13 protein-coding genes are annotated in these 13,677 nt (G+C 71.9%); 3 read left to right on the top strand and 10 right to left on the bottom strand.

Translation table 11 applies throughout. The annotated features are described in order from the left end of the window. Positions 1-63: 63 nt before the first annotated feature. Positions 64-1,509 (top strand): MFS transporter, encoded by a 1,446-nt coding sequence (locus tag ACGFI8_RS39950; RefSeq protein ID WP_392812693.1) that lies wholly within the window; start codon positions 64-66, stop codon positions 1,507-1,509. Here ACGFI8_RS39950 and tnpB read toward each other — a convergent pair. The 4 genes from tnpB to ACGFI8_RS39930 all read right to left on the bottom strand — a co-directional run bounded on the left by tnpB (position 1,503) and on the right by ACGFI8_RS39930 (position 5,329). After that, entirely contained in the window at positions 1,503-2,921 is a 1,419-nt protein-coding gene (gene tnpB, locus ACGFI8_RS39945) for an IS607 family element RNA-guided endonuclease TnpB (RefSeq protein ID WP_392812691.1), read from the bottom strand. The genes ACGFI8_RS39950 and tnpB overlap by 7 nt on opposite strands. Continuing rightward, entirely contained in the window at positions 2,918-3,502 is a 585-nt protein-coding gene (locus ACGFI8_RS39940) for an IS607 family transposase (RefSeq protein WP_392812689.1), read from the bottom strand. The genes tnpB and ACGFI8_RS39940 overlap by 4 nt, the downstream gene beginning before the upstream one ends. Positions 3,503-3,880: 378 nt before the next feature. Next, the gene (locus ACGFI8_RS39935) at positions 3,881-4,651 is read right to left on the bottom strand and encodes an alpha/beta hydrolase (RefSeq protein WP_392812779.1); all 771 of its coding nucleotides are present in this window, start codon (positions 4,649-4,651) and stop codon (positions 3,881-3,883) included. Between the two features lie 45 nt (positions 4,652-4,696). Continuing rightward, positions 4,697-5,329 (bottom strand): CGNR zinc finger domain-containing protein, encoded by a 633-nt coding sequence (locus ACGFI8_RS39930; RefSeq protein ID WP_392812688.1) that lies wholly within the window; start codon positions 5,327-5,329, stop codon positions 4,697-4,699. 61 nt (positions 5,330-5,390) lie between these two features. On the opposite strand from ACGFI8_RS39930, the gene ACGFI8_RS39925 reads away from it, so the two are divergent. Then, positions 5,391-6,710, top strand: coding sequence for an MFS transporter (locus tag ACGFI8_RS39925; protein ID WP_392812687.1), 1,320 nt, complete (start codon positions 5,391-5,393; stop codon positions 6,708-6,710). 114 nt (positions 6,711-6,824) lie between these two features. On the opposite strand, the gene ACGFI8_RS39920 is transcribed toward ACGFI8_RS39925, so the two are convergent. The 4 genes from ACGFI8_RS39920 to ACGFI8_RS39905 all read right to left on the bottom strand — a co-directional run bounded on the left by ACGFI8_RS39920 (position 6,825) and on the right by ACGFI8_RS39905 (position 10,053). Continuing rightward, positions 6,825-7,076, bottom strand: a complete 252-nt coding sequence (locus ACGFI8_RS39920) for a potassium transporter TrkA (protein WP_392812686.1) — start codon at positions 7,074-7,076, stop codon at positions 6,825-6,827. Between the two features lie 104 nt (positions 7,077-7,180). After that, positions 7,181-8,089 carry a rod shape-determining protein gene (locus ACGFI8_RS39915; RefSeq protein WP_392812685.1) on the bottom strand — a complete coding sequence of 303 codons (909 nt, stop codon included), beginning with the start codon at positions 8,087-8,089 and terminating at the stop codon, positions 7,181-7,183. Between the two features lie 375 nt (positions 8,090-8,464). Continuing rightward, positions 8,465-9,544 (bottom strand): hypothetical protein, encoded by a 1,080-nt coding sequence (locus ACGFI8_RS39910; RefSeq protein WP_392812683.1) that lies wholly within the window; start codon positions 9,542-9,544, stop codon positions 8,465-8,467. Next, complete coding sequence (locus ACGFI8_RS39905; protein ID WP_392812682.1) at positions 9,541-10,053, bottom strand: SigE family RNA polymerase sigma factor; 513 nt, start codon at positions 10,051-10,053, stop codon at positions 9,541-9,543. The genes ACGFI8_RS39910 and ACGFI8_RS39905 overlap by 4 nt, the downstream gene beginning before the upstream one ends. A 251-nt stretch (positions 10,054-10,304) precedes the next feature. Between ACGFI8_RS39905 and ACGFI8_RS39900 the strand changes: the two genes are divergently transcribed. Then, positions 10,305-12,194, top strand: coding sequence for a tetratricopeptide repeat protein (locus ACGFI8_RS39900; protein ID WP_392812680.1), 1,890 nt, complete (start codon positions 10,305-10,307; stop codon positions 12,192-12,194). Positions 12,195-12,291: 97 nt separating this feature from the next. Here ACGFI8_RS39900 and ACGFI8_RS39895 read toward each other — a convergent pair whose 3' ends face one another. Together ACGFI8_RS39895 and ACGFI8_RS39890 are read right to left on the bottom strand one after the other, a co-directional pair. Further along, complete coding sequence (locus ACGFI8_RS39895) at positions 12,292-13,341, bottom strand: hypothetical protein (RefSeq protein WP_392812679.1); 1,050 nt, start codon at positions 13,339-13,341, stop codon at positions 12,292-12,294. Between the two features lie 208 nt (positions 13,342-13,549). Then, positions 13,550-13,663, bottom strand: a complete 114-nt coding sequence (locus tag ACGFI8_RS39890; protein ID WP_392812778.1) for a carbohydrate-binding protein — start codon at positions 13,661-13,663, stop codon at positions 13,550-13,552. Between the last annotated feature and the right edge of the window lie 14 nt (positions 13,664-13,677).

Genomic DNA, 13,677 nt, shown 5'->3' with positions numbered 1-13,677 from the left:
GGAATCCGCCAGAGTGGCCGCCACGAGTACCGGGAACCGGGCGCCAGCCCCACATTCGACGGCATGCGAAAGTGGTCTGCCCTGATCGCCGTCTCCATCGGCACCTTCATGCTCCTCGTCGACGTCACGATCGTGACCGTCGCCCTGCCCGCCGTCGCCCGCGACCTGGACGCCACCCTCGGCGGCCTGCAGTGGGTCCTCGACGGCTACGCCCTGGCGCTCGCCGCCGTGCTCCTGGCCTCCGGCGCCCTGGCCGACCGGCACGGCCGCCGCCGGGTCTACCTCGGCGGTACCGTCGTCTTCGCCCTGGCCTCGTTGCTGTGCGCGCTGGCCCCCAACGCTGGGCTCCTCGTCGCCGCCCGCTTCCTGCAGGGCCTCGGCGGCGCCGCGATGCTGGCCACGACGGTGGCGATCCTCAGCGTCGCCTACACCGGCCGCGATCGCGGCGTGGCCTTCGGCATCTGGGGCGCCGTCAACGGCGCCGCCGCCGCGGCCGGCCCGATCGCCGGCGGCCTGCTCACCGAGCACCTGGGCTGGCGCTGGATCTTCCTGGTCAACCTCCCGGTCAGCGTCCTGGCCCTGTGGTTCACGCTCCGCGGCGTCACCGAGTCCCGCGGCCGCGCCGACGCCTGCCTCGACCTCCCCGGCACCGTCACCTTCACCATCAGCGCCGCCGCCGTGACGTTCGCCCTCATCCGCGGCGGCGACGCCGGCTGGACGTCCGCGTCAACCCTGACCGTGTTCGGCGTCGCCGCCGCGGCCCTGGTCGCCTTCATCGCCATCGAGCGCCGCACCGCCCACCCCATGCTCGACCTGCGGCTGTTCTCCCTGGCCCGGCCGTCCTTCGCCGTCCTCATGACCGCCGCCGTACTCGCACAGGCCGCCGCGTTCGCCTACCTCCCCTTCACCACGGTCTGGCTACAGCAGTTCCTGGGCAAGGGCCCCGTAGAGGCCGGCCTCCTGGGCGCCCTGCCCATGTCCGCAGCCTCCTTCCTGGTCGGCGGCGCCGGCGGCCGCCTCTTCCAGCGGATCGCCCCTCGCTGGACGATCGGCCTCGGCCTCATCCTCATCGGAGCCGGCGCCCTCCTGCAGGCCCGCCTGACGCCGACCAGCACCGGCACCGCCCTGATCCCCGGCCTCGTGGTCGTAGGCTTGGGCGTGGCCGCGGTCCTGCCGACGATGGCCTCGGCCGCCCTGGCCGCCGTTCCCCACGAACGCAGCGGCATGGCCGGCGGCGCCGTGAACACGTTCCGCCAGCTGGGCTTCGCGCTGGGCGTGGCAGTCTTCGGCTCGATCTTCACCAACCGCCTGACCGCCCACCACCCCACCACCCCGGCGTCCACCCACGCCGCCGCCGCGGACGCGGTGAACCACGTGGTAACCGTGGCCGGCTGGGTAGCCCTGGCCGGCGCCGCCCTGGTCCTGCTGCTGGTCCGAACGGGCCGCCCCGCCTGGGAACCCCAACCGGCCACCACCACGAAGCCCGCCCCCACCGTTGCCTTTCAGTGAGTAAATGTCAGCTCACGGTCGGCAGCCGTCCGTTGCCGGCCGGCGTTGGCCCCTGAGGGCCTTGACGTTTCGTCGCACGCTGCCCCGCCTGCGGGTGCAGGTCTTACGGGTCTTACGTAGGCTCCACGTCCTGTTTTTGCGTCGCCCGGCAACTCCAGGTCGACGTGCCGCACGAGCGCGGCAAGGTTCCGTGCGGCGTTGACGTCCCGGTCCAAGGACAGCCCGCAGGTGGTGCAGTTGAAGGTGCGCTCAGCCAGTGACAGCTTGGGTTTCGCCGTCTTGCAGGCCGAGCATGTCTTGGAGCTGGGGTACCACCGGTCGGCGACGTGCAGCGTGCTGCCGTACCAGCGGGTCTTGTAGCTGAGGTGCCGGCGCAGGGTCGCCGGGGCGGCGTCGGCCAGGGATCTGGCCAGCTTGCGGTTGCGGACCATGCCGGCCACGTGCAGGTCCTCGACCACGACGGTGTCGAACTGCTGTGCCAGCCGGGTGGTGAGCTGGTGCCACGAGTCCGCGCGGACAGCCGCGACCGTGGCGTGCAGTCGGGTCACCGCCGCCTGTGCCCGCTGCCACCGGTTCGACGCAGTGCGTCTGCGTCTGGTGGCCGGGTCGTACGGTCCGATCCGGCGCGCGGCGCGGCGTTGTGCTTTCCCGAGTTTCTGCAGCGCGGCTTTGAACGGCGCCGGGTTGGGCACGAGTTCGCCGGTGGACAGCACCGCCAGGTGCTTGACCCCGGCGTCCACCCCGACGACCCGGCCGGCCCTCGGCGCGTGCGCCGGGCGGCTGTGGTCGCGGCGCACGGCGACCTGGAACGAGCAGAACCACCGGCCGGCGGTCTCGCTGACGGTGGCGGACAGGATCTGTGCGGTGCCTGCCCGCACCCGGCGGGCCAGCTTGCGGGTGGACTCGTGGGTGCGGATGCGGCCCAGCCGGGGCAGCACCACATGCCGATAGTCAGGGTCGACCCGGATCGCGCCGGTGGTGAACCGGGCGGACCGCTGGGCGTGCTTCCGCTTGGGGCGCGGCCAGCCCATCCGGCGGCCCTTGCGGGCACCGGTGCGGGAGGCGTGCCAGTTGCCCAGGGCGGCGGACAGGTTCGCCAGGCCGGTGTTGAACGCCTCCTTGGAGCACTCTGCCCACCAGGGCGCCACCCACTGTTTGATCTCGTTCCAGGTGCGGCGCAGGTCCGGCAGGGACCAGCCCTGCCACGGCGTGCGGTCGGCCTCGGGCACCCCGTAGCTGGCCTCGGCGGCGCGCTGCAACTTTACTGCGCAGACCCGCCGCAGCATGTGGTTGTAGACGAACCGGGCCGCGCCGGTGTTACGGCGCAGGCTCCCGGTCTGCGTACCGCCCGGGTCGAGGGCGAACTTGTACGCCTGCACGACCCAACCGGCCGGCGGCTCGTACCGCTTCACGACAGGTCCTCCTCCGCCGTCGCCGTCGCCGCCGCGACGGCCCGGCTGGCCCGGTTCGCCGCCGCCCGGCGGCCATACAGCCGGGCACACCGGCCGGTCAGGATCTCGGTGACGTCACCGACCAGGTCGTCGTCGACCACGGCCGGGTCGACAACTAGCAGCCGCCGGCCCTGCGCAGCGAGCGCGGCCTCGACGTCGTCGGCGCCGAACCGGGCGAACCGGTCCCGGTGCTCGACCACGATCGTCGACACGCCAGGGTCACGCAGCGACGCGAGGAACTGCTCGCGCCGCCCGTTCAGCGCCGAGCCGACCTCAGCTACCACGCGCGAGACCAGCATGTCCTGCCCGGTGGCCCAGGCGGTCACTCGGGCGACCTGCCGGTCCAGGTCGGCTCGCCGGCCGGCCGACGACACCCGGGCATAGACGACCACCCGACCCTGCGGGGCGGTCCCGGCCACATCAACCATGATCGTGCCGGACGGGAACCGTCGAGCGGGTACCGGCATGGTCCCCTCACGAAACCAGCGGTACGCGGTCTGCCGATGCACACCGCCTCGGCGCGCCCACTCGGCCAGCTTCACCCGACGATACTAACGCTCACATCAGCCTATGTTCGCTCACGAGAGCGCGAACTGTTGCCAGCCCCCGCAGTGCACGAGGCCGCGTAGCCCGCAACGGGGTCGCCACCGTTGGACCCAAGATTCCAACCGGGCGGCCCCGCTCCCTTCGTCTCCGCCCAGCCTTCGACTCGGTTGTGCCCTCGCCGGCTACACCCCGGCCGGCCTCGCCTCAGAACCGTGCCGGGCGACGTCACTCCTGTGTCTGCGAGCCAGCCGCGCGGCTCGGATCCCAGTTGGCCATTCGGCCACGCGCCTCCGCGTAGCCCTACAACTCGCGTGGCTCTGCAGGTTCGCTCGTCTATGTTGCTGTCAGCCAGGCGCTCAGCTGGGGGTAGGGGATCATTGCAGCGGCAGCCAGGCGAGGACGTCGCGGATCTTGTCGTCCCAGAAGGCCCAGTCGTGCGCTCCGGGGGAGAAGTCCGTCGTCAGCGGGATGCCGTGCTCGACGCATGCGTCGCGGAACAGCAAGTTCGACGAATACAGGACGTCCTCGGTGCCGCAGGTGACGTAGAGCGGCGGCGGTTGGGAGACCGTGCCGAGCAGGTGGAACAGGTCGTCGTCGGTCCCCTCGATGGCCGGCGGGTCGCCGAAGATGCGCTGCCACATCCGCGGGTCCTCGGGCCGGTCCAGGTCGGGGATCCGGCCGGCGAGATCGAGCACGCCGGAGAGGCTGGCGGCGGCGCCGAACCTGTCGGGGTGGCGCAGCGCGAGCTTGAGCGCACCATACCCACCCATGGAAAGGCCCGCCACGAACGTCTTCGCCGGGTCGTCGGAGAGCCGGAAGAAACCGCGGGCCGCGCGCGGCAGTTCCTCGGCCACGAACGTCCAATATGGACGGCCCCACACCTCGTCGGTGTAGAAACTTCGCTGCACCTGGGGCATTACGACGGCGAGGCCCATCTCGGCCACGTATCGCTCGAGCGCGGTGCGGCGCGTCCAGACCGTGTCGTCGTCGCTGAGGCCGTGCAGGAGATAGAGGGTCGGGAACTCGCCGGTGCGACTGCTACCGCCCACGCCGATCTGCCCGGTCGTCGATTCCGGCAGCAGCACGGTCATGGACGTGCCGAACCCGAGTGTGTCGGAGAAGAAGTCGCAGCGGACGAGTGCCATGCTCATGCTCCCATCGTAAGGCATTTTGGTGGTAGCTGTCTGCTCCTACTGGGCGGCTCGCCGGCGGCTGGTGAGCCGGCGGGCCTTCACGCGCGCACCGCAGTCGGCCATCGCGCACCATCGTCGCGAATGATTGCGGCTGCGGTCGAGGAACACCCAGCCGCAGCCGCCGTCGTCGAGCGGGCACACCCGGAAGGCGTCGATGTTCTCGGTGGTCAGCAGGTCGATGGCGGCCTGCGCGAGGCGGTCCTGGACAGCGAACTCCGCGATCTCCCCGAACTTCAGGTTGGCCGCCGCGACCACCCCGAACGCCAGCGCGAGCCTCGCCCTGGCCGCCGCGGCGGCGTAACGCGTCGCGAGCTGCTCCAGTGATGCCTGATACGGCAGCCTCGAACCCAGGTTCTGGTCGAGGCGGATCATCACCGCCGCATACAGGGCCTCCCGGATCGCCAGCGCCGCGGCCAGTGCCTGCTCGCCACGCCACGCGTCCTGGATCCGGGGCACCTCGTCCGCGCGCACGACACGGGCCCGCACGGCCCAGTCGAGCAGCTCCTGCGGGGTGTTGAGGTGCTCCTTCTCCGGCGCGGCACCCGGCACCCGCGGCTCGACCGTGTTGATCAGATCGAGCGCGGGGTGTCCGCCGACGAGGCGGAGATCCGGGTTGTCCGTCGATTCCATGTGTGGGATGCTACCACCGTTCGGCGGTTAGTCGGAATCATCCTCGGACGGGAGAGCTCTGATGCTCGAACACCGACGCGCAAACCTGGCCCTGGCCGCCCTGTCAATCTCGACATTCACGTTCGTCACCACAGAGGTCCTGCCCGTCGGGCTACTCACCCTCATGGCCGACGACCTGCACCGGTCCAGATCACAGGTCGGCCTGTTGATGACGGGATACGCCGCGGTGGTCGTTCTCATGTCGATGCCCCTCGCCCGGCTCACCCAGCGGGTCCCGCGCCGCCTGCTGCTCGGCGTCACGCTCGGCGTGTTCTCCGCCGCGACGCTGGTCACCGCGCTCGCCCCCGGCTACGGCGTGCTGCTCGGCGCGCGGCTCGTCGTCGGGCTCACCCAGGCGCTGTTCTGGTCCGTCGTCGGCTCCACCGCCACCGGCCTGTTCCCGCCGTCGCAGCGCGGCCGCACCGTGGCGCGTATGTCCATGGGTGCCGCCCTCGCCCCGGTGCTCGGCGTGCCGATCGGCACCTGGCTGGGCCAGCAGGCCGGCTGGCGCTTCGCGTTCCTGGTCATGGCGGCGATCGGCGTCGCCACGTGCGCCGTCGTGGTGACCCTGCTTCCGGGCCGCAGGACCCCCCAGTCCGAGACCGCCTCGCGCGGCGGCGCTCCCAATGCGCGGCGATATCTCCTGCTCGTGCTCTGCACCGCGATCGGCGTGACCGGCGCGGTGACCGCACAGACGTATGTGACGCCTTATCTGCTGGACGTCACCGGCTTCGCGCCCGCGACGCTCGGCCCGGTCCTGCTCGTGACCGGCACAGCCGGATTCCTCGGCACCGTCGTGGTCGGCCGATTTCTCGATCGGTACCCATGGTTGGCCCTCGTCACCCCGATGGCGCTCGTCGCCGTGGCCCTGCTGGCCCTGTATTCCCTCGGCACCCTGAAGCCAGCCGCGATCGCCGCCCTGGCCCTGGGCGGCTTTGCGTTCAGCGCCATGGCAGCGGCCGTCCAAAACCGCACGCTGCAGGTCGCGCCCGGCAGCACCGACCTTGCCTCGGCCGGCACGGGCTCCGCCTTCAACGTCGGCATCGCCACCGGCTCCTTCCTCGGCGGTTTGATCATCGACCGCATGGGCGTCCATGCCGTCGCCCTCGCGGGCGCCCTCATCACAGCCGCCGCCGTGGCCCTGCTGCTGACCGAACCCCGCCTGGCCCGGGCCGATCCCGAATCGCACCCCGACACAGGCGCGAGGCAGCACCTTGGCACGGCGTCCGAGCCGGCCACCGAGGCCGAGGTGGATGCCGACGCTGGCGCCAACGCGAGCGCCGACGCCGGGGCCCAGTCGCACACAGATACGTACGGACATCGAGCCGCGCGTCGGCGCTGAGTCGGAGCGGTACACCAGCGCTGAGTCCGAGCCGCGCGCCGGCAGCCGGCCGAAGCACGTCGATGTTGCGGCCGACGAGGATGCTGGGGCCGGGACCCAGTCGTGTCGGCCGCGTCAGGCTTGCGCGTCGGTGGTGACGATGTTGATGTCCGCGAGGTCAACGATGCTGAGCAACCCGGCGAGCGTGGCCGCTTCAACGCGGGTAAGCCGGATGCTGCACCCGCGGTCGGCATTGTCCGGGTCGTTGATCGCGAGGTCGTATCGGCCGTCGTTGCGGTGAACGATGACGCCGACGCAGCGGCCCTGTGCGGTGGTGAAGCGGTAGCTGCGTCCGATACCGGGCAGCGAGCTGCGTTCGACGTTCACGAGGTACTCCAGGGGGCGACACGGCGGATGAGGTTCTGGACTATCGGACTTGGGCGAGGTTCATGACAACGGAACAGCGCCGTCGTCGGGCGGATGTGTGTTGCTCAGGGGCACATCGCGGCGCGACGAAGGGCGGCGAGCGCGGCCAGGCCGGCCCCGCGGGCGGCGACGAGGTGGGGTGCGGCAGGTCGGCAGACGGGGACATCCACGGCGGCGGCGATCTGGGCGGCCAGCCGAGGCCTGGTGGCGCCGCCACCGACGAGCAGCAGCCCGCGGCGTTCCGCAGCCGCAGCGGCTTGCCGCCCCAACGGCAGGCGACGCAAGCGTTGCAGGAGATCGATGACGGCGGCTGCCACCATGTCGTCGGCGTTCAGCCCGGTCGCGGCATCGGCATCCAATTCGTGGCGTAACGCGACGACGACGCCTCTGGCCAGCACCGCGGCTTCCACCAACTCGACGCCGACGTCGACGACCAGCAGCGGCCCAGCCGGCGCGCCTGAGCCGATGGCGGCTGCCCGAACGGTGTCGATGAACAGCAGTCGCTTCGGCGCCAGCGCGGCCTCGATCGTCTGGCGTAATGCCTGCTCGTCGCCCGCGGCAGTCTGGGCAGGACGGCAGGCGACAACGATCGCGCCGGGCGACGGTCGCCGGGCATCTCCGGCGCACAGACCGGTCAGCATCGTGTGCACGGTGGCCGGGTCGGTGATCCGCCCGTGTCGTATCGGTCCGTACGCGGCGGGGCCGTAGCCGGTGCGGGCGTGCACCATGGGCCGGCCGGATGCCCAGATCCGCGTGTAGGCGCTGCCGATGTCGAGGCCGATCGCTGTGGGTCCGGCGGTTGCCGGGCCGGCGTCAGGGCCAAGGGCCACCCGAGCGGGTCGTTGCGTCGTCGCAGCGGATCCGAGCGCGAGCGCGGGGCCGAGCCTATTGTTGATCATCGTGGCTCCTTCTCGCGCGGTTTCGCGGACGGACGTACGAGTGTCTCGGGCATCCGGCGCCGTACCGGTCGTCATCGTCACTGTCCTCCTCCGCCTGACCGCCGCGTGAATCTTCAGCGTCCGCCGACGACCGGCGGGGCGCATCGGCGATCACCGGCAACCGCGTCGCGTGGTGGTTGCCGGTGGACGGCAATGTTGAACAGCGCCGGCGGCCCGGCAGTGAGCGAAGTCTTGGGCGCTCCGTTCGCAGGGCTCCTGATTGGCCGCATCGCCGGCACCTATCCGGCGCTGCGTGCGGCGCCGGTGGAGCCGGCGCCGCCGTCCGCGATGCGATGTCCGCACAAAGAGATGTCGCATCATCCGCCGACGCCGCGACGTTGGCTGGACTCGACCGGCTGACCAGCTCACAGCCCTACGCCTCGTAGCCGGGTCGCACCGGGGAGGGGCCGTCTAACGCCGGCCGAGCCAGCCGAGATACGGCGTCGTACCGATCTTGAGTTCGGCGATGACGCGCAACAGTTCCTCCCGGCTCGTCGGCTGCATGACGGTCACCGCGAGTCGCATGCCCTGTGCGAGTTCGACGTACGCCCATCCGCCGCCCGTGTCGAAGCTGTGCACGAGGCCCTGCCGCCCCCGGACCGACGCCGGGCTGCCGTCGGCCGACGGCGCCGTGACCGCCGGACCGAGGACGGCTCCGGCAACCTGCTGACGGTCGCGGATGACCGACAGTGTCGCCGTCCACGTCTCGGCCGGGTACGAAACGGCGATGCGGTGCGATCCCTGGATCGAGTCGGGCAGCCAGCCGAAGTCGAGCGGAGAATCGACCGCGGTCACACTGTCGGCCTCAACGGAGCGGGCGACCCATTGCGCCACCAGGGAGTCGTCCCCGACTCCCTGAACCATAGTGGCCAGTTGGAGCCCCTCCGCGACCGGCCAGACGACCTGCGGGGTCTGGCCTTCCTTGGGGGACAACCCGCCCGCCACGCCGTTCACGGTGACCGGCAGCCGCCAGTCGCCGATCGGCCATTCGCTCGCCGATACCAGCATCAGCCGGACGAACGGGGCGCGGTCGTGGTTGCCGTCGGGCATCGTGGCGGCGTCCTCCGCCCGCATCCACTCGCGCACCTGGTAGTCCGGGGCACCGCCGCGCAGGCTGGCCTCCCTGGACGCCTCCACGTACCCCTCCGGCAACCACGTGGGCCGGTAGCGCAGCGGGATACGTAGGTTGCCCGGCGCGGCGGCCGGCTCCGGCATGGCGGCTCCAAGGTTTGGGGCGGTCCGCACGTCGGGCTCGACTGGCACGTCGTCGGGTGCGCCCGCGGCGTCCTGACCGGCAGTGTCGAGCCACAGCGCCGCTGCGGGCAGACCGAGCACGCTCGCCGTGGCCACGGCGCCGCCGGCCACGAGCAATGCCCGGCGCTGCCGGTGCACCCGCGCCCGCGCGTCCAGTCCGGCCCGGACCCGCGAGGGGTCGGGTGCGCGCGACGCCACACGTTCGAGAGCGGCCTGGATCTCCTTGTCTGTGATCACCTTGTGTCTCCTCCAGCCAGGATGGTCCGTGCCAGTGCTTCGGGGCGGCGCAGCGTTGCCAACGCTCGCGAGGCGTGGCTGCGTACCGTTGCCTCACTGCAGCCGAGCATCTCTGCGATCTCGGCGTCCGTGGATCCCTCATAGAACCGCAGCGCGATCACCGCGCGTTGGCGTGGCGGCAGCGCCGCGATCATCGCAACGACAGCGTCCCGCTTCACCAGCAGACTCGCCGGATCCTCGACAGTCGGCGCCGCGGCGTCCAGCGTCTCTTGTCGCACCGGCGTCGCTCGTCGCGTCGCTCGGCGTCGCCAGGAGAGGAACTCGTTGAGCAGCATCCGACGCACGTACGCCTCGGGCTGTTCCACGGCGCCGATGCGTCCCCACCGTGACTGCGCCCGCACCAGGACGTCCTGCACGATGTCCTCGGCCAGGTGCGGGTCACACGTCACCACGGTCGCGTAGCGCAACAACGCGCCCAGCTGCGCACCGACGAACTCGTCAAACGTCACAGGCCGCTCCCCACGTCGGGCTCCCTCGCTTTCTAGAACGCCGCCGCGCCGCGAATTGTGGAGTCGCTCGGCTCGGCCGTGGTAAAGGGCCGCGTACGGGGGCTTTGTGGTGCGGCGCGGCTCAGCCGTTGAGCTGGAGACAGTGCCGCGGGCGTTGCTTGCGGGACGTGCCGGCTCGCATCGGCACGCGACACTGTCCTTGAGACCCGGCTCGGCGCGGGGCCGGCCCGGGATCTTCGGGGGAGGACGGGGTGCAGATCATCGAGCACAGCGTCATCGGCACGCGGTCGGCCGTGCTGCGGCTGCGCCGCCCGGGTGCCGAGTTGCAGTTCATCGTGTTCCCGATGTTGCATGTGGCGAGCCCGCGATTCTACGCCGACGTGGCCGAACGGTTGCGGCGCTGCGACCTGCTGGTGGTCGAGGGCGTCAGTGGGCGGTCGGCGCTCGGCTGGGCGATTACCCTGACGTACCGGTTGATGCCGGCGAACAAGCGTTCGCACCTGGTGGTCGACAATATCGCGTACGGGTCGCTCGGCGTGCCGTTGATCAAACCGGATGTGACCGCGGACGAGTTCGCGCAGGGCTGGCGGACTCTTCCCTGGCGAACGCGGATCGTCCTGTGGTGCGTCATGCCGTTCGTGGCCGTGATGCAGTTCTTCGGTGGCCGTCGGCATCTGCTCGGGCCGCAGGTCGAGCTGAGCGACCTTCCGGACGCCCAGCAGGAGGCGTTCGACGACCATGAGCTGGCGCAGCAGTTCGACGATGTGTTCGGCGGCAGGCGGGACGAGCGGCTGCTCGCGGCGTTGTCGGCCATCGACCGGGACCGGTCGGCGGAGCGGATCGACGTGGCCGTCGTCTATGGTGCCGGCCACACGGCGGCGATTGTGCACGGCCTGTTCAAGCGGCACGGCTACCGCCCGCGGGCGGCCGAGTGGCTCACGGTCGTGGAGCCGGAAGCGTATCCGGCCGCCGCGGCGCCGGCGCGGCGGCGAGCAGATCGTCATCGCGAGAAGGCCGCCGCCGCAGTCGGCGTTGGTGGCGACGAGTCGGCAGCGCGGCGGCCGTCCCGGGCGGTGCCGGCTCGCGCAGTGCCGGCTCCGGCCGAGCCGGCGGACGCGCGCATGGAGGCCATGCAGGTCGCCCTGGCGCGCCGGATGGCGAGCGCCGAGCCGGACGCGTACCAGCCGAAGCTGGCCGCAGCGCTGGACGCGCTGGCGCGCCGGCTGAGCCAGCTGGGCCGCCGCGAGGAGGCCCTGCGCGCCGCCGACGAGGCGGTCGACGTGTACGACGAGCTCGAGGATCGTCATCCGGGCTCGTACCGGTCGGCGTTGGGGACAGCGACCAGCAACTTCGCGGTTCAGCTCGACCGTCTCGGCCGGTACGCCGATGCCCTCGCCGTCGATCGGCAGGCGGTGGAGATGCTTCGCGGGGTGGACCGGAACAACCCGGGTGGACGAGCCGATGGGCTCGGCCACGCGCTGACGAACCTGTCCGTCAGCCTTTCCCAGGCCGACCGTCACGACGAGGCGCTGCAGGCCGCGCAGGAGGCGGTCGAGCTGTACCGGGCGGCACGCAAGGAGGTCGCCGGCAGCCGGACGACGGCGTACAGCCGGGCGCTGGTCATCCTCGCCTCGGGGCTCGTGACGCTCGGCCGGTACGGCGAAGCCCTGGACGCGGCCAGACGGGCCGCCAATGTCTGTCGCGACTCGGGGTCGACCGGCTCGGCGGAACGCTCGCAGCGGCTCGCCGCGGCGCTGCGTTCGGTGTCGGAGATTCACGGCTGGCTCGGGCGGCACGACGAGGCGTTGGCCGCGGCCGAGGAGTCGCTCGAGATCGAGCGCCGGATCGCGCCGGCGCTCTATGGCTCGGCCAGCCCGGAGGTCGCGCGGGCGTTGCTGCGCACGGCGGACAGCCTGCACAAGGTACGCCGGTGGGAAGATGCGGTGGCGGCGGACGAGCAGGCGCTGCCCATCTGGCGATCCCTTGCCGAGCGGTATCCGCAGTCCCACCTGCGCGATCTGGCACGCGCGCTGGCCTGCCACGCCGAACACCTGAGCGCCGCCGGTCGCCACGACGAGGCGGCCGCCGCGACCGCAGAAGCCGAGGCGGCGCGGGGCGAGGCGGACTCGCTGACCGGATGACCGCGACGGCCAGCACGACCGGTCGGACATAGCGACGGCATCGGTCAGGTGCCGACGTGGGCCGTGACGTTCCCGCCGGAGCGGGCGGCGAGCGCACTCAGTTGCCCGGGCCGGTAGCCGGCAGCGGGTCGCCGACGGTGGTGCATTGTTGCCGGTACGGGTGGTCGCGCCACAGGCATGCCTGCAGGCGTACGGGGTGGCCGGCCAGGATGGTCGCGACCGCCGCGGTGCGCACGTCGTCGCGGGCGGTTGCCGGGAAGGTGACGGCGCAGGCGTGCCAGGTGTCGCCGGTGTCGAACCGCCAGCGCACGCTGGTGCCGCCGGATGCCGGGCGGTCGGCGGCGGAGCCGGCGGTGGCCCAGTAGTAGGTGCGGCCGCGCTGGTCGGCACGCCGCACGGACCCGTGCACCTCGTCGAAGTCGAGCGCCGGAGTCATCGGTACCGGCTGACCGTGGAGCGGTGCGGTGATGACGCCGTCGGCCTGGCACGTGTTCGACGGGCCCGAGCGTGCGACCGGGACGGCGACGAGGGAGACGGTGGCGGCGATCAGCACTGCCGCCGAGGCGGCCAGCCATTGCCGGCGTCGCCGGCCGTGACGGCGAGGGCGGGTGTGCCGAGGTCCGCCGGAAGCCGCTGACGGGCGCTGTGAAGGTACCGGGGGAGCCGGCACGGTGGGCGTCGAGGGGGACGAGGGAGGTGGAAGCGTCGGTGTGGGCGAGAGCGGAGCGGAAGGGGCGGCGGCGCGGTCGGCGGCCTCCGCGCGGGCGATGAGCTTGGCTATCCGGGTGCTGGCCGAGCGCAGGCGGGTGACCTCCCGCGTGGTGAGTTTGCGGCCGGCGATGATGGCGGCGGCCTGAGCCACGGCGACGACGAGCACCGGATCGGTGACGAGCCCGCGATGCCCGGCGAACAGGGCCGCGATCGTGGTGCGGTCCGCGGTAACCCCTGGGGCCAGGCGGTGGGAGCGCATGACCTCGGCCAGCTGGCGGCGTGTGCTCTTGGCACGGCGCTTCGGCCGCGGGGCGCCCCGCGGGCGTTTGCGGCCGTCGCGGTCGCCGGCGCGGGCGGCCGCCGCCGTCAGGGCCGCGACGAGCGACTCGACGGCCTCGTCGACCGCCTGCCACCACGGCGTCACCGCATCCGCCAAACCAGCCGTCCCAACAGGAGTAACGATCGGGTGCCATCAGGGCGACCCGACATCGGCAAGACCCGATTGTGGCGCGAATGCCGCGCCGGCGGGTCGCCGGGGCGGCGCCGCCGTGAGGCACGCGATACAGCGCGCCGTACACCTGGGGGTAACGACGACCGGGGCCGCCTTCGCGTGGAAGGCGGCCCCGGGTTGCACTACCGTCGGGTCAGCCGACGAGTTTCCACGGGCCGTAGGGGTCGCCCGGGGTCTGGTTGCGGGTCCACCATTGGGCGGTGTACTTCTTGCCCTGGTAGGTGACGGTGTCGCCGGTGTTGAAGATGCGTGATGCGGTCC

This window comes from Dactylosporangium sp. NPDC048998 (assembly GCF_043197855.1).
GTDB lineage: Bacteria > Actinomycetota > Actinomycetes > Mycobacteriales > Micromonosporaceae > Dactylosporangium.
Note: the sequence above shows the minus strand (reverse complement) of the source record. Positions and strands in the feature narration are given on the sequence as shown.

Coding starts and splice junctions, on each gene's coding strand:
- ACGFI8_RS39950 (WP_392812693.1), top strand. CDS start 64: ATGCGAAAGTGGTCTGCCCTGATCGCCGTCTCCATCGGCACCTTCATG.
- ACGFI8_RS39935 (WP_392812779.1), bottom strand. CDS start 4,651: ATGGCACTCGTCCGCTGCGACTTCTTCTCCGACACACTCGGGTTCGGC.
- ACGFI8_RS39930 (WP_392812688.1), bottom strand. CDS start 5,329: ATGGAATCGACGGACAACCCGGATCTCCGCCTCGTCGGCGGACACCCC.
- ACGFI8_RS39925 (WP_392812687.1), top strand. CDS start 5,391: ATGCTCGAACACCGACGCGCAAACCTGGCCCTGGCCGCCCTGTCAATC.
- ACGFI8_RS39915 (WP_392812685.1), bottom strand. CDS start 8,089: ATGACGACCGGTACGGCGCCGGATGCCCGAGACACTCGTACGTCCGTC.